At 40.5% G+C, this 21729-nt stretch carries 18 protein-coding genes; 14 read left to right on the top strand and 4 right to left on the bottom strand.

The genetic code is table 11. The features are described from left to right. The first annotated feature begins 240 nt into the window (after positions 1-240). Positions 241-1194 (top strand): nucleoside hydrolase, encoded by a 954-nt coding sequence (locus tag AC1VYS_RS26895; protein ID WP_482912177.1) that lies wholly within the window; start codon positions 241-243, stop codon positions 1192-1194. Between the two features lie 190 nt (positions 1195-1384). Here the strand turns inward: AC1VYS_RS26895 and AC1VYS_RS26890 are convergent, their stop codons facing one another. The 3 genes from AC1VYS_RS26890 to AC1VYS_RS26880 form a co-directional block, all read right to left on the bottom strand. Next, positions 1385-3106 (bottom strand): methyl-accepting chemotaxis protein, encoded by a 1722-nt coding sequence (locus AC1VYS_RS26890; protein WP_482934439.1) that lies wholly within the window; start codon positions 3104-3106, stop codon positions 1385-1387. 314 nt (positions 3107-3420) lie between these two features. Further along, positions 3421-4167, bottom strand: coding sequence for a DUF3105 domain-containing protein (locus AC1VYS_RS26885; protein WP_482912175.1), 747 nt, complete (start codon positions 4165-4167; stop codon positions 3421-3423). Between the two features lie 457 nt (positions 4168-4624). Then, a complete protein-coding gene (locus AC1VYS_RS26880; RefSeq protein ID WP_482912174.1) occupies positions 4625-5569 on the bottom strand; it encodes a zinc ribbon domain-containing protein in 945 nt (314 codons plus the stop codon). A gap of 464 nt (positions 5570-6033) precedes the next feature. Here AC1VYS_RS26880 and AC1VYS_RS26875 point away from each other — a divergent pair, with 464 nt between their 5' ends. The 9 genes from AC1VYS_RS26875 (at position 6034) to AC1VYS_RS26835 (ending at position 16431) form a co-directional block, all read left to right on the top strand. Further along, a complete protein-coding gene (locus AC1VYS_RS26875) occupies positions 6034-6861 on the top strand; it encodes a multinuclear nonheme iron-dependent oxidase (protein ID WP_482912173.1) in 828 nt (275 codons plus the stop codon). A gap of 18 nt (positions 6862-6879) precedes the next feature. Next, entirely contained in the window at positions 6880-7689 is an 810-nt protein-coding gene (locus AC1VYS_RS26870; protein ID WP_482912172.1) for a hypothetical protein, read from the top strand. 254 nt (positions 7690-7943) lie between these two features. Then, the gene (asnB, locus tag AC1VYS_RS26865; protein WP_482912171.1) at positions 7944-9647 is read left to right on the top strand and encodes an asparagine synthase (glutamine-hydrolyzing); all 1704 of its coding nucleotides are present in this window, start codon (positions 7944-7946) and stop codon (positions 9645-9647) included. Between the two features lie 10 nt (positions 9648-9657). Further along, positions 9658-10584, top strand: coding sequence for a hypothetical protein (locus AC1VYS_RS26860; protein ID WP_482912170.1), 927 nt, complete (start codon positions 9658-9660; stop codon positions 10582-10584). Continuing rightward, positions 10556-11686: an acyl-CoA dehydrogenase family protein gene (locus AC1VYS_RS26855; RefSeq protein ID WP_482912169.1), complete on the top strand. Its 1131-nt coding sequence runs from the start codon at positions 10556-10558 to the stop codon at positions 11684-11686. The genes AC1VYS_RS26860 and AC1VYS_RS26855 overlap by 29 nt, the downstream gene beginning before the upstream one ends. Next, a complete protein-coding gene (locus AC1VYS_RS26850; protein WP_482912168.1) occupies positions 11670-13034 on the top strand; it encodes a dihydroorotase in 1365 nt (454 codons plus the stop codon). The genes AC1VYS_RS26855 and AC1VYS_RS26850 overlap by 17 nt, the downstream gene beginning before the upstream one ends. After that, positions 13024-14796 (top strand): M3 family oligoendopeptidase, encoded by a 1773-nt coding sequence (locus AC1VYS_RS26845; RefSeq protein ID WP_482912167.1) that lies wholly within the window; start codon positions 13024-13026, stop codon positions 14794-14796. Before AC1VYS_RS26850 ends, AC1VYS_RS26845 begins: the two co-directional genes overlap by 11 nt. 7 nt (positions 14797-14803) lie before the next feature. Beyond that, positions 14804-16045, top strand: a complete 1242-nt coding sequence (locus tag AC1VYS_RS26840) for an MFS transporter (protein ID WP_482934438.1) — start codon at positions 14804-14806, stop codon at positions 16043-16045. An 8-nt stretch (positions 16046-16053) separates the two neighbouring features. Further along, entirely contained in the window at positions 16054-16431 is a 378-nt protein-coding gene (locus AC1VYS_RS26835; RefSeq protein ID WP_482912165.1) for a VOC family protein, read from the top strand. Positions 16432-16561: 130 nt separating this feature from the next. On the opposite strand, the gene AC1VYS_RS26830 is transcribed toward AC1VYS_RS26835, so the two are convergent. After that, positions 16562-17440 carry a helix-turn-helix domain-containing protein gene (locus AC1VYS_RS26830; RefSeq protein WP_482912164.1) on the bottom strand — a complete coding sequence of 293 codons (879 nt, stop codon included), beginning with the start codon at positions 17438-17440 and terminating at the stop codon, positions 16562-16564. Positions 17441-18060: 620 nt separating this feature from the next. On the opposite strand from AC1VYS_RS26830, the gene AC1VYS_RS26825 reads away from it, so the two are divergent. The 4 genes from AC1VYS_RS26825 to AC1VYS_RS26810 all read left to right on the top strand — a co-directional run bounded on the left by AC1VYS_RS26825 (position 18061) and on the right by AC1VYS_RS26810 (position 21682). Further along, positions 18061-18786, top strand: a complete 726-nt coding sequence (locus AC1VYS_RS26825; protein ID WP_482912163.1) for an HAD family hydrolase — start codon at positions 18061-18063, stop codon at positions 18784-18786. A 428-nt stretch (positions 18787-19214) separates the two neighbouring features. Continuing rightward, entirely contained in the window at positions 19215-19694 is a 480-nt protein-coding gene (locus tag AC1VYS_RS26820; protein ID WP_482912162.1) for a Dps family protein, read from the top strand. A gap of 126 nt (positions 19695-19820) precedes the next feature. Next, positions 19821-21074: a nitric oxide synthase oxygenase gene (locus tag AC1VYS_RS26815; protein ID WP_482912161.1), complete on the top strand. Its 1254-nt coding sequence runs from the start codon at positions 19821-19823 to the stop codon at positions 21072-21074. Positions 21075-21199: 125 nt separating this feature from the next. Beyond that, entirely contained in the window at positions 21200-21682 is a 483-nt protein-coding gene (locus tag AC1VYS_RS26810; RefSeq protein ID WP_482912160.1) for an NUDIX hydrolase, read from the top strand. Positions 21683-21729 lie beyond the last annotated feature (47 nt).

Here is a 21729-nt window from a genome sequence, read left to right as displayed (position 1 = left end):
GGCTTGGTGTCCGTGGTCCATCTTTCTTTTTTACCAGAGGTGAGAGCCTGAGGTTTGTATGTCTGAGATGGAATGGATAAGCTGGTAAAAATGCGTAGAAGATGCTGTAGATACGGGATTCTTTGGGTGTGGAAGGTTTACTCGGCTTGGGGTTATGGGACATAATAGAAGAAGCGTCGGCCTTGGGCAGACGGACAAGTTCACATCAATGGGGTAACCAGAGGAAGGATGAAAGCAAGCATGACGAACAAACTGAATGTGTATTTCAATCATGACGGCGGCGTGGATGATCTCGTATCGCTGTTTATGCTTCTGCAGATGGACAATGTAAACGTAACCGGTGTATCGGTTATTCCGGCAGACGGATATTTGGAGCCGGCGACTGATGCGAGCCGTAAAATTATTGATCGTTTTGGAACGTATTCCGTAGAAGTATCCAAATCTAACTCCAGAGGCAAAAACCCGTTCCCGGCAGCGTGGAGACTGCACTCATTCTATGTAGATGCACTGCCTGTTCTGAATGAATCCGGCAAAATGGAAGCGCCGCTCTCGGCTACTCCTGCGCATCAGCACCTGATTGAAAAAGTACGCAATACCGAAGGTAAAACATTACTGTTATTCACTGGCCCACTGACGGACCTCGCGCGTGCGCTGGACGAAGCACCGGACATCGAAGAGAAAATCGACAAGCTGGTATGGATGGGCGGTACATTTGAACGCGGAAACGTAGAAGAGCCGGAGCATGACGGTACGGCGGAATGGAACGTATTCTGGGACCCGGAAGCGGCTTATCGCGTGTGGCAGAGCGGCATCCAGATTGATCTGGTAGCACTCGAAAGCACAAACAAAGTACCTCTTACACCCGCAGTCCGTAACCGCTGGGCAGCAGAACGCCGCTTCGAAGGCGTGGATTTCCTGGGGAACTGTTATGCAGGATGTCCGCCACTGGTGTACAGTGAGACCAACTCCACGTATTATCTGTGGGATGTGCTGACTACGGCTTCCGTAGGCCGCGAGGACATCGTGAAGAAAAAAACCGTGAACTGCATCGTCATTCCAGATGGCCCGAGCCAAGGTCGCACGGTGGAGCAAGCGGACGGACGTCCGGTACAACTGGTGTATGATACAGATCCGGAAGCATTTTTCACATACATGACGGATTTGGGTAAAAAAGCTGCTCCGCAGCGTTACTAATGATCGGCAGCCGGAAGGCTGACCTTCATTGAAGATAAAAAGACCTTTATACGATACGTATCAACGATACGCATCGTATAAAGGTAAGGGTTAAAGAAAGCCGCAGGCTGTGTTCCGAGGATCGGGGAGAACCCCGATGATGTGGATTACTGCCATGCGGCTTTTTGGTATGGAGCAAGCGGGCACCGAACTAGATTTTAAAGCGGCTGATCAGACCATTCAGCTTGCTGGATAAAACACGTAGCGACTCGGCGGAAGCACTGATCTCACCCATGGATTGTAGCTGCGTTTCGGCAGCCTGCGATACCTTCTGGATGCTGGATGAGGATTCTCGCGAGATGTGTTCCATGTTTTCAATGGATGCCGACACTTCCTCTGAGCTTGCTGACAGCTGTTCAGAAGCTGCGGACACTTCATGCAGGCGCTCGTTGATCGTTTCAATGCCTCCATGAATGGAGGCGAACGATTGACCTGCTTCTTGCACGACAGTCAGACCGGATTGCACGGCTGTAGTGCTTGCCGACATATGTTCCGCAAGCAAAGAGGTCTGACGTGTCATCTCGGCAATCAATTCGGCTACATGTTGTGAAGATTGCTCTGATTCTCCTGCAAGCTTGCGGACCTCGGAAGCAACTACTGCGAAACCATTACCGTGTTCACCCGCACGGGCTGCTTCAATACTGGCATTGAGTGCGAGCAGATTCGTCTGTGAAGCAATATTTTTCATCAAGTGGGCGACCGATTCAATCTGGCTGGAGTAATCCGTAAGCTGGGTAGTCGATGTGGCCATCTGAACATTGGCCTGATGTATCTCGTCCATGCTGCGGATAGCTGTGTCCAGCTTCGCCTGTCCTTGAATGGCATCATTCGTTGTCTGCTGTGACACATCGGCAACCCTGGAAGAAGAATGAGCAATATGCTGCATGCTACGTGTGATTTCTTCCATGGCTACAGTGACTTCTCCAGCACGGACCACCTGTTCGGTAGCCCCGTGTGCCGTATGATTCGTATGCTCTGCAATCCGCTGACTGGCCTCGGCCGTTGCATGGGAATGCTGGGACACACCTTCCGCGGCGTGAAGCAGGGAGTCCGAGCTTTGGCGAATGCCCGTCATGACTTGCCGGGTATCTGTGACCAGGTGTTTGAACTCGGAAGCGAGTTGGCCAATTTCGTCTTTGCGTCCAAGCTCCACGTTGACGGTGAGGTCTCCTTTTCCCACTTCAGCAATGAGCTGTTTGAGCTTCACCAGTGGTCTTGTCAGATAACGTGCGAAAATATACACCAGCAACACACTGAGCAATACAATCGCCAAGGCTGTCCAAACCATCGTGATGCGGTTGCTTGACATCAATTCATAGACAGCGGTAGAGTCCAGATCTGCGCCTACAATACCTAACATCTTGCCATCCGATCCATGAATCGGTACATAAGCGGTAATCGTAGCCCCGTAATCTTCATCCCGAGTAAGCTCTCCGCGAACCGATGTGTCTTGTGCAAAGGCTTGCAGCATGCCATCATACAGCGTTTCCTCTTCTTTGCCGTAAGGCGAGAAATCATCCTCGTCTACATCCGGCGCGGCCCCGTCTACCACGTAATAATACGCAGCCTTTCCACTTTCCTCGCGTGTGCCAAGTGTGTATAAATATTTGAGTCCGTTGGCTTCACGCAACTGGCTAAGTTGCGCGCGCAGCGTATCGTAATACGCCGTTTTGTCCTGCCCCGTGCTGAGTGGGGTGTACAGTGACGTATCAATCAAAGCGGCTGCCCGTTCAGCTACAGCCTGTGCCTGCATCCCCATCGATTGTTCAACCAATTGGGCTGAAGCACGATACATCGTGACGCCCAGAATGGCCCCCGCGGCCAGCATCAGACAGGAAAAAAACAAAAAAATTCTCATAAACAAACTATTCATCGTTCCAATTGCTCCCCCTTGTGAGCGTATATGTTATGTATACATTTCTACTTCAGTTTATCGGCATAACATTGGAAAAGGATTAGAGGTTGGGCGAGGTGAACGCTGCATTTTACGTTGTGGTGTCCTACCTCGTTGTGTTGTTTGTGGGAGTCTAACAATCCTGAGAAGCACTACGTGCTCCTTTCAGGATAATTGAAAATGTAACGATTCCAGAGAGACCTTTGTTGCGCAAAAGGATCGTTCTTTGAGCTTAAGCACTTCTTTTTCAGGAGATAAGGTTTCTGGAGATCGTTACATTTCAATTTGCTAAGCTACATTGTTCCGCCGCCTCGGCGAATGGATGGAGGGATCTTCTCAGGCCCCTGATTGATGTAACGATGGATAAACGTACCTACCTTGGCATCATCAAACTTGTCCAGTTTCATCGTTTTGGTCCAGGCGGTTACAACGACCTCGCTGCCGTCAGGAATATCGTTGTTGGGTACGGCGAGAACGCCTGACCCGCCTTGGCGAAATTTTGCGAGATATTGGAGATGCTCCTTCAGCTCATCACTGGCATTTTCACGATAATAGATAATGATGTCTCCATGCTCCATGTTGTGAACTAGATAAGGATACCCCGGGAAGTCAGTATAAAAGCCAAATTGGATATCATGTGGATTATGTGGACCTGATGTCGGTATTTTCATTTCATACTGGATCGGCTCCTCGGTGTGGGTGGCTCCATAGTATTTGTCATCCGTCACATCGATTGCCGCATTGTTCGGGAGGTCGGCTACATCGTAAGTCTTTCCTGCACCCTGAAGGAAGAAAAATCCAAACGAGATGATTGACACGGCGATCAGAGCATGAGCCGTTAGCCGAATTGAACGACTTTTCTTCTGAATGGCTGCACGTTCATTTTTTTTCATATGACTAACAATTTTGCCACGTATACGAGATGCCCAGATGTAGGCTGCGATTGAGATTAGAAGCATAGCTGCTCCAATGATTAGCCCCAGATATGAGGTGCCTGTTTGTTGTTCCATTTGCATATGATCCATGTGGGTCATGTCCATTCGAATTCCTCCGCTTTCGTCAACAAATAATGGATAGTTACACTACATATCGTAGTGTTAAAGATGAAGCAAAATAAAGTAAAAAATACAGACAAGCTAATAAACATTAGATGCCAAGCAAGAAACAAAGAGAAGCAGCAGAGCAAGCGGCAATCGAAGAAGGCCATAAGTAAGCATATATAAGTAAGCACATATAAGTAAGTAAACTTTTTTTCTTACTCACGACTACATAAACGAGTTTGCTTTACTTTAAAGTCTGCTATACCTGCCTCAATAGAGCAAAGTTACTTCATCTAAATGCTAGCTCATATAAGTAAATACAAACATATTTTTTACACTACACATTATAGTGTATGGAATATGATCCGCGCAATGTTGCCTTTCGCAAATGAAAAAGACTCCCCCCATAAATTGGCAGAAGTCTCCATTTCAGCAATCTTAAGTAGAAGAAACGAATTTACAAGCGTCCAAACGGCGAGAATAACGGGCTTAATAAGCCAGCTATAGTCGAAAATAACAAACGATACATTAAGTAAAACAATACAGCATTCACAATCAACACGCTGTACGTGCTGTCAATGGCAGCTTTGGTCCGATTGAGCGGATGCTGGAACAGCACCGTATTCATCGCAACAAACACCATAATATATGACAGTACCAGTAGGGAGATCGCGAACGAGTAGGAGATCACAATCATCAAGTTAGCGAGCAGAAGCGTAGCGATTGCAGGAACCAGTAAGGTTCCGAACTGGGCAATCAGAATTTTGGGACGGAACGTAATCCGTTCCAACCTAAGCACACCATAGATGAGTGCCGCCGCCGCAACCAAAATGATAGCTGAAAATAGGAGCGGGCGTAAAAATCCGCTAATAAATATGCCCTCCGCACCGAGGCGGCCAAATGTGATCAGAACATATGTAGAGGTTAATACAGCAAACAATGCCATCGTTAGCCACCCATTCAGGGCATGCAGTTCACCGACGGTTTTCATCGATTGATACGGACGAGCCAGTACGCTAAGGAAATAGGACAGGTACTGTTTGCTTACTTCTTTGGCTTGCTGTACTTTTTCATTCTGAACGAAGTTGTTCCACTGATTTCCTGTGCTACCTTGGTTAGTATCGTGATCAGGAGCATCATGATTACTGGAATGTACTGTTGCTGTTTCTTTCGCAAGCGATGGTACAGGCGAAACGGAAGAAGAGCCTGTAGGTTCTGGTTGATGAGAAGCAGATTCCTTGTTGCTGGACCAATGCGTGTATTCCGAGTCAACAGAAGCTGAATCTGTACGTGTTACGGAATCCACAGGATCAGAAGAAGCATGGGTTCCCGTTAGGTTAGAGCCGCACTTCTCGCAAAACTGGGCATCTCCGTTTTCATGATTACATACTTGGCATTTCATGTTCATAAGCCTCCAATTTCTTAAATTATGGAACAAGTTAACATTGTGTCTCATTTTAACGTTCTATGACGAACTTTGTCTATGGATCGCAGAATTAAATACCCAAAATATTTCTTATGAAACAGGAAGGGATAAGAAATTTCCAATATAACTACTGTTATTCCAAGTAGGGTTAAATTTTGCATTTTCATGGATATCAGCGGTTAGTAAAAAATTCGATTAGTAAATTTCCAGATGTATAAATATTTTTATATATATTATATAAATTTTGGAATATAAGTATTTTAACTGTGTTTTTTTGTTTTCTGTAGCCTTAAACCACCAATACACACAAATTATACTTGTCGTACTATTGAAAACGTAAATAACAACTTAGATTAGAACAACAAAAGATTCTTCTTGATAGAGTAGGTCCATAATTGGAGATATTAAAGAACACATGCTACAGAAAAGAGGAATGGTAAATGTTTGATCAGATAGGTGTTGGTGTGCTCATTCATAATTCACAAAGATACACAGATTACATTGAAGAGATTGATAGTTTCGTTGATGCGTATGAAGTAGTGATGGGACAGTTTATTGAGGAACCAGGAGAACTTGAATACCTAAAAAGCAGACTTTCTAAGCCTGTTCTGTTACACACGATTGCACTCTCTCCGGGAACAGATGCACCAATAGATCTCAAAGAATTAGAAAAATTAAACGAATTTCTAAGGATACTGGACTCACCTTGGTACGGGGATCACATCTGTTTTACAAATGTGCCGGGAAATCCTTCAAGTGCGCTTTTGCCTCCTATTTTGACAGAGGAATCATTACATATTTTCTTAAGAAGATTGAGAGAGGTACAGCAAGTAATTAAAACTCCAATCGTACTTGAAAATACTGTGATGCACTACAACCCTGTAGGTGAAATGTCATATGCACAATTCATCAACAGAATTATGGAAAATACGGACGCAGGCCTGCTGCTAAGTATACAAAACATAACGAACTCTATGCACAAATATTATAAAACAGATCACTACGAATTCATTGATAGTCTTTGTTTGGATAAAGTTACGGAAATTCATTGTACAGTCGGCAGTGACTCAGCATATGAAGAGTTGGATAACGAACAACTTCGTCATGATCAGAAGTTGCATATGGATTTAATAGAGTACTTGGCTAAATCAAAAAAGGTAAAGCCAAAGGCATTTATATGGGAATTAGAAGATGGACTTGAACAATTCCCAACAAAGTATGAAATGGAAGAAAAAGTGAAATGGGTTAGGGAATTGTTCTCGCTCTAAGGGAGGGGAAGTAGAAGTATGATCAACTTACAAAAATTTATGGTTGCTTATGTTAGAGAAGTTAAGATCAGAGATCGTTTTTTAGATGAAAAAAATGTAATTTACGATCAATTTGAAATGACACAAGTTGAAAAGGACTTGGCCGATCAAATTGATTATTCCATCCTGAAGATAACAGCAGAAAAAATGGATCAAGATCGAATTGACCGCCGAGAGAGTGAATTTCAGGAACTTTTTTATGTATTGCGGCAACTTGGTGAGTACGAGAGGTTTTCAAGGGAATTTATACAAGTATATCCTAAGGGAACACTTGCAAGAAAGGCTGAATCAGCCAGACTGGTTGAGTTTTCCTGTGAATACTTTACTAAAAACAATTTATTCCCGGAGTTGTTATCGGAGTTAGTTGAATATTCTAAATTGTCTGCTGACATGACATTTTCTCCACGAGAATCAGCACGTATCAATGAGGAAGGCTTATGCGAAAACAATGAAATATTTTTGAAAAGGCCATACGTTATCAAAAAATTTAAATATGATTTTCCTGCTTTATTGAACCAAGAAATTAGTATTCAAACAATAAGCGAATATCCGAAAAAAGATTGCCTACTTCTTTTACAGAAAAGTCATACAAAATCATTAGCTAACATTGTTCTGGAAATAGAAGATGAATTATTCTTCAACCTATTACAACAAGGTTATACCTTCAAAGAGATTCTAAATAAAGCTAAAAGCGATGAGGTCAAAGATCAATGGATAGAAAATTTGGAATATTTATATGATGAAAGTATTATAGGAACTCGTAAAAAGCATACCACTGAAAGGAGGTGAAACCTATGAAAAAAGTAATTATTCGTACGACTTCGGCACCCGTTGATAAAGACAAAGCCACAAAAAATACGAAGTAAGTATTACTTCGCTAAAGGAGGCGAGTACTCATGAAAAAAGTAATCATTCGTACAACTTCAGCACCAGTTGATAAAGACAAAGCAACGAAAAACACAAAATAGTTATCTATGAAATGAGGAGTTGTGACTGTTAAAGTCACAATTCCTTTTATACTTATTATAAGTGGGGGAATATGGATGTGCGGTATTGTAGGGTTCAATGTTGTCACAGATCGTGATAGATATTCTATCGAAGCGGATTTAAACAGAATGACAGGATTGATACAACATCGGGGACCCGATGCAGAAGGGATATATACAGATGAGGAAATTGCTCTGGGGAACAGAAGACTAAGTCTGGTCGATATATCCAATGGGAATCAGCCCTTCTACAATGAAACCGACTCAATTATCGTTGTGTACAACGGTGAAATCTACAATCATGTAAACCTAAGAATTCATCTGGAGGATAAAGGGCATGTTTTCAGAACTTGTTGTGATGGAGAGGTCATACCTCATCTATATGAAGAGTATGGATTAGATTTTATATCTCATTTAGATGGAATGTTTGCCATAGCAGTATGGGACAAACGATTCAAAAGATTAGTACTTTGTGTTGATCAAATAGGGATAAAGCCTTTGTATTACTCCATTGAGGATAACAACATCACCTTTTCATCAGAATTGAAAGCAATGGATAAGGACAAGAAACTTGATTTGAATTATCTGTCATTTATGAAATATTTAAAATACAAATGTATACCAGCACCAGATACTCCATATAAAAAGATAAAAAAATTCATGCCTGGTCAGGTCCTCGTTTGGGAGAAAGGGCAGATAACAACATTATTTAAAGAACAACATAAAACTTTTGAAAATACTGACCTTCGAGAATTAATTAAAGGTAACATACAGAGCACAACAATGAGTGATAAAAAAATAGGGTGTCTCTTAAGCGGAGGACTGGATTCCGGTATAGTTACTTCAATTATGGGCATGTATGATTCAACGACTCCTGTATTTAGTGTAGGTTATCCTGGTAGTTTGGAAGCTGATGAGACATTTTATTCCAGCAAGCTTTGTAAAGAACTTGGTTTACCATATCATCAAATACAAGTATTTCCGAATGATATTCCAGATGCTTTAGACAAAGCTCTATGGCATTTGGATGAACCCAATCAAGATCCAATTATTATTCCTTATTATATGATGCTCAAGAGTGTAAAGGATCATGTCTCCATTGTTTTAACAGGTGATGGGTCAGATGAATTATTTGGAGGCTACACTCGGTTTTCAACTTGGGACAACTTCAACCTGAACAACAATCAATTATATGGTCAGCAACTATTTTTGTTTGATTATGAAGAGCTTAATTGGGATTTAGTGCAAGATTACTCAAAGGCTCTCATTGAAGAAGACTCTGAGGTCGACTTTGGAAATGTGAATAGCCTTAAAGAGTGCATGGCATGGGAAAGGAAATATCGTCTTCCAGCTTATCATTTAAATAGGGTGGATAAACTCTCTATGGCATGGGGAGTTGAAGCCAGGGTACCTTTTTTAAGACCTGAGGTTGTTAATTATGCTGTCAAACTTAAACCAGAGGATCTGCGACATAAAGGTATTGAGAAGGTGAAGCTTAAACACGTGTTTGAGAGGGAGTTACCTTCTTGGCTACTAAATAGAGAAAAAAAACCTTTTTCGTTCCCGATCTCTCATTGGCTCAAAAACGAACTGCAGGATTGGAGCAGAGAAACGTTATCTGCCAGTCAATCAAAAATCAAAATGTTCATTGATGACTCTTATTTAAATTTATTATTGAAAGAACACTACTCCGGCGTTAAGGATCACGGACATAAAATCTGGTCTCTGTTGGTACTTGACCGATACTTGCAACAAGTTTGAGAGGTGGAGTATGAATCTTTATGTTCCTATTTATAAAAGTGGACAATCCTATATTGCAATCCTTAATGATGAAAATTTTCAGTTTAATAATGAAAATATAATTTTAGATGTTTTAAAAGAAATATTTTACGCTACTACTCACCGAGGAATGCCTACTACAAAAGCGGTATTGATAAATCCCAATATCATGATCACCCAAACAGCTCGTTTCTACCAATATATACCCAGCAAGAATGAATTTGACTTTAGTGGGAATTGCGGAAACGCCTTAATAGCAGTTCTTGTTTATTTAACTGAACAGAAACATTTGTGTAATTTAAAACAAATTGAATCCCATCATTCCAATTTTATTATTACTGCTCTAGACATTCAGAGTTTGGGATCCATCTATAAAATAAAGGCCGAAGTACATGCCAAAAGATCCGCAAACGCAAACCTGCTCCCTTTAGGGGAAGCAATAACTAACTTAGATCCCTCAATAAAAGTATCTGTAGTTAACTCTAGTAATCCATATGTATGGGTCGGTGCAGAATTGATTTCAGATCAAACTTTAATGAGCTGGGGGAAGAGTCAATTTATTGAGTTAGGTAAAATTAGAGAGATTATACAACGTAGAATGGGAATAAATAGGAACTCAGTATTCCCAAAGATCGCATCATTTCAGAAAAAAGAAGAAGGAATACTGTCCTGTCGAATGATCTCAGTTGATGACTGGCATCCATCCTTTGCTATTACTGGACTGGAGAATATGTCAGTTGCATTGAACGTTGAGAATTCTGTCTTGAATAAACTTTTCGATGATACACAGCAGATATCCGTTGAAGTGCCAGGGAAGATAATGAAACCCGTTTTCAAAAATAAATCAATTGTAATCGAACAGACTATATCAAAATGTGGGGGAATTAATATTGAGAGCTCAAGCAGGCATTGGATATAAGTCAGGGTTGGACAAAGTGATATTAGAACAAATTCGTAATGAAGCATCATATGTGGATCAGACAGCAACTTTTCCTTCTGTTTCATTAAATATCTTGAAAGAAAATAAATTGCTGGGGATTTTGGTTCCTCGCGAGTATGGAGGTTTAGGCGGAGGAATTAGAGCATTTACTAGTATAGTTGAAGAAATTGCACAAGTATGCAGTTCTACAGCCGCTATTTTCTTTTTTCACGGGCAACTGGTTAAAAGGATTCTTGATTTCGGGAATGATTCACAAAAAAAATTATACCTTCCCAAACTGGCAAGTGATTGTCTCGGGGCATCTTCATGGAGTGAATTAAAAGCAGGGGCAGACAAGAAAAATTTAAATACAACCGCGTCTTTCATAGACTCTAAAATAATGATAGAAGGAAGCAAAGCATTTTGTACTGGTGCTGGAGAAGCTGATATTTACTCAGTCCTAGTTAAGTTCGATTCACCAAAAGGGCCTCAAAATGCTTTTGTTATCTTAGAGAAGACTGATAAATGTATTTCATTTGGCCAACATTGGAACGGTATGGGACTAAGAGGATCATCAACCCGGGAGATTATTTGTGACCACTTGGTGATCCCGGAGGATAGATTGTTGGGAGCAGTGGGTGACGGAGATATGATCATGAGGAAAAATGTAAGCAACGCGATGCATCCTGGAATAATCGGTTTGGGTATAGCGAAGTCAGCTATAACAACATTTATGCGTGAAGTTCCAAACAAGAATATTTGGGAATATCAAAACACCCGAATGGTGCTAAGTGAAGCAAGTTCCCAAGTGGAAGCATTAGATTCTCTTATTTACCGTGCTGCTGAAAATGCAGATCAACAAAGCTGCAAAACGGCTGAACAATCTATGAAAGCAAAAGTTATGTCTGCTTCGGTAGTAGTAAAAGTGACAGACCATCTTATGCAGCTGCTGGGAGCACAAGGTTACTCAACGGGACACGACATAGAGAGACTGTACAGGGATGCTAAAGCTATTGGATTAATGGGTCCCACGACTGAAATTGCTAAAGAATTTATAGCAAAAGCTATGAAATGGAGAGAAGAAAATGGAGATTACGTATGATCTTATTCTTTATAATTGTATCGCCTTTTTTCCTGAACCGAAATTGAATGCTCTCATTGGGATTAAGGAAGGGAGGATTATCAAGGTAGGAGATAATAGTGAAATTAATAATCTAAAGGGGATTCGTAAAATCGATCTTGGAGGGAATTATTTACTTCCAGGGTTGGTCGATACGCATGTTCATTTTAGAACCCCCGGACTTGAGCATAAAGAGGATTTTATCCATGGCTCAGCGGCGGCAATTTCGGGTGGTGTGACAACGATAATAGATATGCCTAACACCAAACCAGACATTAGTACCTTGAGGGCTCTTTCTATAAAAAATAAAATGATTGGTAATATTTCTTACGTGAACTACGGTCATCATTTTCTATTGACCAAAAAAAATCTTGAGGAAATAAAAGGCTTGCAAGCAGCGGAAGTTGCGTCAGTTAAGGTGTTCATGGCTGGACATGAGACGGCTGAGGAAACGGTATTCGACGAGAAGTACCTAATGGAAGTAGGCCATGTGCTTGTAGAGAAAGGGGTTCCGCTAACAGTTCATGCAGAGTATGAACCGTATATTGGAAGAAATGAAGCTACCACATTAGAGAATTATGAGGCAAATAGAAGTCGAAGAGCTGCAACTAAAGCTATAGAAATCATGATAAGAGTTTGCGAAAAAACTGGATGTAAAGTCCATATTGTCCATGTTTCAACAGTTCAAGAGATACAACTTATTATGGCTGCGAAATCTAAAGGGATCAATATTACATGTGAAGTCATCCCCCCTCATTTAATGTTTACTCATCAGGATCTCATGTCTAAAGGATGGCTCTATAAACTTTCTCCCCCGTTAAGAACCCAATTGGATATCGATTTTTTGTGGGATCGGTTAATCGAGGGGACTATTGATACCATAGGTTCGGACCACGCACCACATTCTATCGAAGAAAAAAAGAGTTCTCAACCGCCCGCTGGTATGCCGGGCGTGCAAGAAATGTTCTCAGTAGTATATACGGGGCTGACCCAAAGGGGAGTACCTGATAAGAATGCGGCAGTTATCATCTCAAAAGTACTGGCAGAAAATCCTTCTCAGCTTTTCCGTATTCAAGGTAAGGGGAGGATAGCTATTGGAAAAGATGCAGATCTGATCGTGTTTGATCCTAATTCTTGCTATCAGATGGATGCAAGCAGAATTAAATCGAAGTGTAAGTGGACAAATTATAGTCAAATGAAGCTCAGAGGGGAAATCCTTAAGGTATTTATTGGAGGTGAGTTAGTGCTTGATTCGGAGAAATCTTTACTTAAATACCGAGGAACAAAGGTTACCTTTGAGAGAGAGGGAGTTCTGAATCATGAATGCTAAAGCAGCTATTGAAGAATTAAATTATGGATGGGATCTATCTCAGCTATATGATGAACAAACATGGAAGCGTGATATTACGAAAGTAAAAGAGATGACAACTCGGTTGGTTAAAATGAGAGATACACTAAATGGAAATTGTAAACGGATCGAAGAGGCACTTCTTTTACACGCTAAAATAGCTGAAACAATAGATAAGATTTATATCTATCCTAAGTTAAGAAACGATAAAGATAGAATGGATACTACATCTAGAAGGATGGTCGAGGAGGCAACTTTTCTTAGTCATGAAATCTATAGCGAGCTTTCTTTTTTCATAGATGAGATCAAAGGATTGAACTACGATTTATTACGTCAGTCCGAAGATTATGTAAAGTTACAAAAGTATGAACATTTTTTTCAAGAGATTCAGAGGTTTGAACCCCACTTGCTTTCGTCTCGTGATGAAGAAATTTTATCTGCTTATCATCAATTAACAGCATTTGTATATGATGCCTACAAAATTTTGATCGAACAGGAAACAGTATATCCTTCTATTATAGACAGTGAAGGTAGTCAGATCGAGGTTACAGAAAATAATTATCTAACTCTGATGGAAAACAGAGATAGAGATGTAAGAAAGCAAGCATATCACTCGATGGTAGGAAAATTATATTGTCATAGAAAGACCTATACTAAGTTACTCTCATCTTATATGTTCCAGCTATCTCTCAATAGAAAGTTCCATAAATATGCATCTTCTTTGGAATCATCCCTCTTCGAAGATGATCTGACTTTGGATATGTATGATAGTCTTCTTAATTCAGTACACAATAAATTCGAGACATTGCATCAATATGTGGGCTTGCGAAAAAAAATTCTTGAACTGAATGACATATATATTTATGACATGTTTGTTCCTCTGTTTATGAGAGAAGATTTTGATGTGGATTTGCAGACCGCTATATCAAAGATTCGAAGAGCTTTATTACCGCTAGGTGAGGAATATAATGAAATTGTGTTAGAAATATTACACTCCAATAGTATTGATTTCTATCCATCCGCTAACAAATCAAGTAGCGTCTACACTTGGAATGTTTACGGAAATAAACCATATATACTTATGAATTACAATAATAATGTGGATAGTATCTTTGGTCTAATTCATGAGATTGGCCATGCTGTTCACTATCAATTGGCGAACCAAAATCAACCATATATATATTCAGATTGTAATGTACTTATTGCGGAAATCGCAGCAAACGTAAATGAGTGTCTTCTAATTACTGATCTCATTAAGAATACGGATGAGATACATCGTAAGAAATATTATATAGAGTACTACATTGAAATGTTTAGAAGTACGGTGTTCAAGCAAACTATGCTATCTGAATTTGAGCAGTATATATATTCAAAGCTAGATAATAATCAATTATCTTCTGCTGAAGAGTTATGTGAGAAATTTACTTCACTATGTAAAACGTATTATGGAGATGAACTATGCTCTGAAGAAATTCAGGGTGGAGAATGGATAAGGAATGGTCATCTTTACAAAAAATTTTATATGATCAAGTATCCAATAGGTTTTTTGGTTGCGTTGAAAATTGTAAGAAATATGAATTGTTATGGCCAAAGTTATGTGGATAGGTACATTTCACTTCTTAAGAAGGGGAATTCAGAGTCTCCAACTGATTTGCTGAGACATATTGAAATTGATCTTTCAGACCCTCAGGTGTATACGGAGAGTTTATTAATATTTGAGACTTTAATAAGAGAGTTGGTATAGAAATAAGATGAAAATGAATCAGAGTTTTTTTAAAACCAATCGTAACTTTCGAAATCTATGGTTTGCTCAGACCGGGAGTACAGTTGGAGATTGGTTTAATCAAATTGCATTGGCCCAGACCACATTGGCTTTGACTAATTCGGCAGTGGATATGGGATTGGTGCTCCTTTCCAAATCAGTACCCAATTTTCTCCTAGGTCCACTTCTTAGTCCTTTGGTTGATCGATTTAGTAAGAAAAAAATTATGATCATTACGGACATATTGAGAGCCATTTTCGCACTTAGCTTTATCGGAGCTATCCTCTTCAAGTTATCTGTATTTTTGTATCTTGGTGCGTTCTTATTGGGATTGGCAGGAGTTATGTTCTATCCTGCCTCACAGTCTTTGATCCCTCTTATTGTCCATAAAGAAGATATTACACAAGCGAATTCAATTACATCTACTACATCGGGAATTGTGAGTGTAATCAGTACTTTGTTAGGAGGCATCGTATCTTCCTTAGTGAGCCCGATGTTTTGTTTCATAATCAATTCTTTGACTTACTTATGGTCGGCATTCTATGTTACCCAATTGGTAGTACCCGATGTTAAAACTAAACCTAAAAAGGATTTCTTATATTTTAAATCCTTATCTGAGGGAATTGCTGAAGTTAAGGTCAATCCCGTGGCCCGTTCGATTATTATTATTGGAATTAGTTGGGGGCTTGCTGGTGGGGGATATTATATCTTAATTCCCTTACTCGGAGAAACTTTGTTGAATGTTCAAGGTCTGGGGATTGGTTTGTTATATGCAATTGACGGTTTAGGTGTTATTACCGGTTCTCTAATTGTAAAACGATTTTTGAAAAATAATATTGCACTCTCTAAGAAGTGGTATGGATATGCTTACCTAACACAAGCTTTATTTTTTACTGGTATCGCTCTATCCAATAATATCTTTATTATAATTTTGATGTTGTACTGCATGAGAGTTAGCTCTGGAATAATTATTCCTCTGGATACTTCTCTAATGCAACTTAATACTCACCCTGACGTTAGAGGGCGCGTATTCGCATTGCATGGTTCCACCTATACTGGGTTTATGCAATTGTCATACGTAACTTCTGGTCTGTTATTTGCGAATCTTGGAATACCAATTACCGGCATTATTATAGGTTCTATTTCACTTAGTTGTGGCCTGTACTGGTTGATTGAATTGAGCCACTTAAACAAACGTAAATATTCAACTTCTGGGAATGTATCAAGTTAAAAAGGAGGATGGAAATGCTTTGTTCTCTCGACCATATTTGTGTGAAAGTCAGAGATATTAAGAAGTCGATTGATTTTTACAAAAAGCTTATGTTTAGAGTAATTACAAATGTAGAATATAATAATAAATATATTGTGATGCTCTCTTACGAGCATAACAAAGATATTAAGATTGAATTAATAGAAGAGCGTGGTAATACGACGTACGACTATTCTTCTTTTCATTTTGCTTTTTCTGTTCAAAGTTTGGAAGGACTAATTATTAAGTTGAGGGAAAGTCGTCTTGCGCTAGAGGAGCCAGAGATACTGGAAGGATTCGATGGCACCTCGTTCATTTTCTTAACAGGTCCTAATAACGAAACGATTCAGTTTATTCAAAAAACTTAGCAGCAACTGCAATTAAAAATCACTTCCCCTCACCTTCATCCAGCAAGATTGCAGGGGAAGTGATTTTTTCAACGCATGAATATTTTTATCTTAATGGAACTTTAAAGTACGAAAGATCTATTCACGATCATTATGATTGCTCTTCCAGTTTTGATATTTGAGATTTGATGTGTTCAACGAACATATTAAAACCTGTGAGTTCTAAGGCATGGAGCGCTTTTTCATAATATAGTAGTGTTTGACTTTTATTATCGAGAAGTGAATAGTTGTAGCCAATTTGGTAGAATAATTCACCCATTAGATACGAACTTTCGTTTTGACAGCATAGTTGTATTCCTTGTATACACATCTGTATAGATTCTTCCATTTGTTCAAGGCGAGTTAGTACTTTGGCATGATTGTATAAAACCTTTAGTTGAATAGTGAAATCTTGAAAGAAGAAACTCTTTTTTATGTGATCCTGAATTAGACTAAAAATTTGCAGAGATAAGGCATAGGATCGCTCTTCAAAATAAAGCCCCGCAATACTATTAAGTATCTCAATTTCTCTCTCTGAGTAGTTTCCGGGTATTTCAGTTAACTTAAGTCCGTTTTCAAGAAGTAGCAAGCTTTTCTCAAAATCTTTTGTTAAGTAATATGTGGAAATTCCCTCTTGCCATAATAATAGCTGTTGAATAAATATATCGTCTTTATATGATGGGTTTTTTTGTTCTTCTTTAATTAGATAGTATATCTCTATGTAATTCCTCTCTCGAGCTAAGCGTTTTATTTGACTTTGAAGTTCAAGAATATAGTGCAAATTCTCATGTTGTATGAACGTTCCTAAGTAGTTTAAAGGTATGCTGAGTTTGTTTCCTAATTTAACTGAAATCTCTAAAGAGGGAATAGTTTCTCCGCTTTCTATCTTGCTAATTAAGGCTTGAGTGCATATATCTTTTGCTAGTTGAGCTTGTGACATGTTGTGAGATAGTCTGATTTCTTTAATTAACTCGCCAATCTGTTTCTTCAAGACACGAACCTCCCAATGATTCTAAATTTATTCAGAAGCAAGACATTATAGGGAAATGTGAAGGATGAAATCAAATGTAAGTGTATATATATAAAAATCTTAATATCACACTAATTGAAACGTAGTTTAACAATCGTTATCATACGAATAATCCACTGTAGAGAGTGAAATTGGCTAGTTCATAAAACTTATACAGAGAGTATACTAAGGTTATTAACTAAAGATAAATGGAGGGAAAAAAATGAGATTATTACTTCAGTTGTTTTCGTTCAGTACGTTGGTAACAATAGGCTCAATGATCTCCACCCTTGAACTTCCAATACAGCATTGAAAAGTAAAATGGATAATTACTTTAAAATGGTACAAATTGAAGCAATTTGCTGTAAGACTAGGATGCTAAATTACTGGAATTATTCGATAGATTTACAATCAGTAAATGGTTCTAACACAGCAAATGGTAAGTATGTTGATTAATATGAATTATAACGTTCTAGTCCTAGTTATTCAAATTTAGGTGATATTTAAGATGCATACTAAGGTAATTCAAAGTGACTCTTAATCAACAATGGACGAGGATCTTAATTTTTGGTATAAATCTATCAAAAGGAGATTAGACCAAGATGAGATTAAGAGCCATATTTTTCGATGTGGATGATACTTTATATGATCATTTGCAGCCGCTTCGGGCAGCTTTACAAGAGGTACTGGGGTTGCCACAAGCATTCGATTATGCGCTGGCATATCATCGTTTTCGGTATTACAGCGACTGGTTGTCTGCACAGGAAGACCTGTCGGCAGTTCCTGAACCTGATGCGGTGGAGCGTATGCGAAACCGCAGGTTTGAGCTGACGATGGGCGATTTCGGAATTGAGCTGAAGCCTGGACAGGCTGAACAACTGCAAAATCAGTATTTGAGCAGACAGTTTGAGATTACCCCTTTCCAAGGAGCTTATGATCTGATTCGCAGACTTCAGGTGGAGGGACATACGGTTGGATTAATTACGAATGGAGAAGGCCAGCATCAACGTCGTAAGTTAGAAGCGCTGGATGTGTTTGGTCTGGTGGACGAGCAACTGGTCTTTATTTCTGGTGAAGTGGGTTATGCGAAACCGGACGGCAGACTGTTTGAGCATGTGAACAAACAGACAGCGACGGTAGCGGAAAACAGCTACTATATAGGGGATTCGTGGCGCAACGATGTTGCAGGAGCCGTGGACGCAGGCTGGAAGATCATCTGGTTTAATCACCGTGAGACATCGCCCGAATCGGATCATCAACCTCATTTTACGGCACGGAACTACGAGGAAATCAGTCATCTTCTTACGTTTGAACAGGTTCGTTCATAGGGGGGAACACGGAGAACCGAAGCATTTCTAAAATCGAATAATCATCATGTTGTAAAAATATTCAGTCCTGTCATCTGTGATTGCAGATGAAGGGCTGTTTTTTTATTCTCATTCGGGTGTGTGAGAATGTTCACTGAACGCGGGTGCGGTTGGCAGTATAACTACATGAGCAACCTTGTCTATGGCAAAAAAGGTCATATGTTTATCATGAAGCCCGGCTTCATTGAATCTTCATCTATAAGAGCTGCTAAAGCTCTTTTCAAAGTAGATAGGTGGTGTTATAATTAAAACAAGATTTAGATTAAGTCTAAATTAAAGATTATACGAAGCAATGTAAAAAAGAAATTCAAGAACAGCAATTCTTAAAAGCAATTCAAAACCAATATTTCAAAAAACTAAAGTGAGACATACGAAAGGGGATAAATTCCATGAGCACAATCCAAACTAACCCAAACACTTCTGTAACCAACTCAGCTAAACTTCAAGAGGTCTTGAACCGTCAGATCGCAGGATGGTCTGTTCTTTACACGAAGCTGCACAACTTCCATTGGTATGTCAAAGGGCCACATTTCTTCACACTTCACGCCAAGTTCGAAGAACTGTACAACCTGGCTACAGCCAATATGGACGAGGTTGCTGAGCGCCTTCTGACCATTGGCGGTCGTCCTGTAGCAACAATTGCAGAACAACTTCGCCTGTCCCCAATCGAAGAGGCACAAGGACAGATGTCTGCTGAGCAGATGGTTGAACAAGTTGTTGCCGATCTGGGTGCCATGCTGAGTGTTATTCGTCAAGGCATTCATGAAGCTGGAGAAGCAGAAGACAATGCAACCGAAGATATGATGATCGGGTTCACCGCTGCGCTGGACAAAGAGATCTGGATGTTAAACGCATTTTTGGGCAAATAATCTAGGCCAACCTGTGTCCTGACAACGATATGTAGAGTCCGTGAACAAACGTCCCGTTCGCTTACAAATCCGGTGTGCTTCCCGTATAATAATGGCATCCAAGATGTACAGAATGGTGGAATGAAAATGCGGACAGACCTGGATCGATTGCAGGAAGAAGCCGAACGGTTTATATATACATGTTACAAAGAGCTGGGCCATTCGCGTGAAGACGCAGAGGCCCGGCTTATTGCCATTTTGCAAGAAATTGAGAAGACGGGAACCTATACCCATACCGCGGAAGAACTGGAGCATGGCTGCAAAATGGCTTGGCGGAACAGCAACCGCTGTATCGGACGGCTGTTCTGGGACAAGCTGCGTATCGTGGACGCCCGTTATGCAGATACCGCAGGATTGGCTGCGCAGGCTGTGCTCGATCATATCCATAACGCTTCCAACGGAGGTAAGATCATCCCGACCATTACGATTTTGCCACCAGCTGGCCCGGGCGGAGTACCGATTCGCCTTTGGAATCATCAGCTCATTCGCTATGCGGGATATGAGACGGACAAAGGTATTGTAGGTGATCCTGCTTCTGTTGAGATGACCAGAGCGGCCGCTTCACTTGGCTGGCAGGGAGCAGGAAGCGATTATGATGTACTGCCGCTTATCATTCAAGCTCAGGGACAAGCTCCTGAGTGGTATGTTATACCTGAGCAAGAGATCATCGAAGTGCAGATTGAGCACCCGGAGCGAGTAGAGATCGCTGAGTTGGGTCTGCGTTGGTACGGCGTGCCAATGATTGCCGATATGCGTGTGGAGATCGGGGGCATTAACTACCCGGCTGCGCCGTTTAACGGTTGGTATATGGAAACGGAGATTGGGGCCCGAAACTTTGCGGATACGTTCCGGTATAACAAATTGCCAGATGTAGCTGCTGCACTAGGGTTAAACACGTCGAGTGAAACGACACTGTGGAGAGATCGGGCACTGGTGGAGTTGAATGTGGCTGTGTTGCATTCATTCAAAAAGGCAGGCGTGAGTATTGTGGATCATCATACGGCTGCATCACAGTTTTCCTTGTTTGAACAGCGAGAGGAGAAGGCTGGACGCGAGCTGACCGGAGATTGGGTGTGGCTGATTCCACCGGTATCTCCAGCGACTACTCATATATTCCACAGCTCCTACCTTAATGAGATTGTGAAGCCGAACTTTTTTCATCAAGACCCTGCATACAGGTTTCAAGACGGGATGGCTATTGCCGCAGACGCGGACACTCGTGAGCAGCATCATAAGCATCATGAGAATCCGGATCATCAAGAGTACAAAGAGCATCAGTCCGTTGAAAATACGCAGCCACAGGCTGAAAATGCATCTATGAAATGCCCGTTTGCACATTAAGTTGTGTGAGCGGGTTTTTTAGCGTTATTACACATAAAATGAGAAGGGAGCTATACATTTTTTTCTATATATGAATTCACCGGGGAATTCTATACTGAACATATACTTGATAGGAGGGCGATGTCGTGGGATACATTGAAACGTTGCGTGGGCTAGTAGGAAATACTCCGTTAATTTTGGTGAGGCCAAGCGTCTTAATTGTTAATGACAAATGTGAAATTTTGTTGGTCAGACATATGGATAACACTTGGGGAGTGCCGGGTGGAATGATGGAACTCGGGGAGTCGGTGGAGGAGTCGGCACGAAGAGAAGTCAGAGAAGAGATCGGAATAGAAATAAAAAAAATGCGGTTGTACGGTGTATTCTCTGGAGAACAGCTGTATACCAAATTAAGAAATGGAGACGAATACTATAATGTAGTCATTGGATATATCTGTACGGAGTATGAAGGAGAATTAAATCCGGATGGGGTTGAGGTTCTTGAAGCGAGATTTTATCATCCGACAGAACTGCCTGACAATACAGACCCTTACATAAAACGCAAAATCCAAGAAAATGCACATGAGTTGACTTCATTGCTCAAAAAACCTGAAGAGATGTCTCTCTAGATCAGGAGGGAAATCTCTTCAAATTGTAGTGATATATCATTAAAAGA

The organism is Paenibacillus sp. G34 (assembly GCF_056856875.1).
The sequence above is the reverse complement of the archived record's forward strand: the minus strand, read 5'-3'. Positions and strand labels throughout refer to the sequence as shown.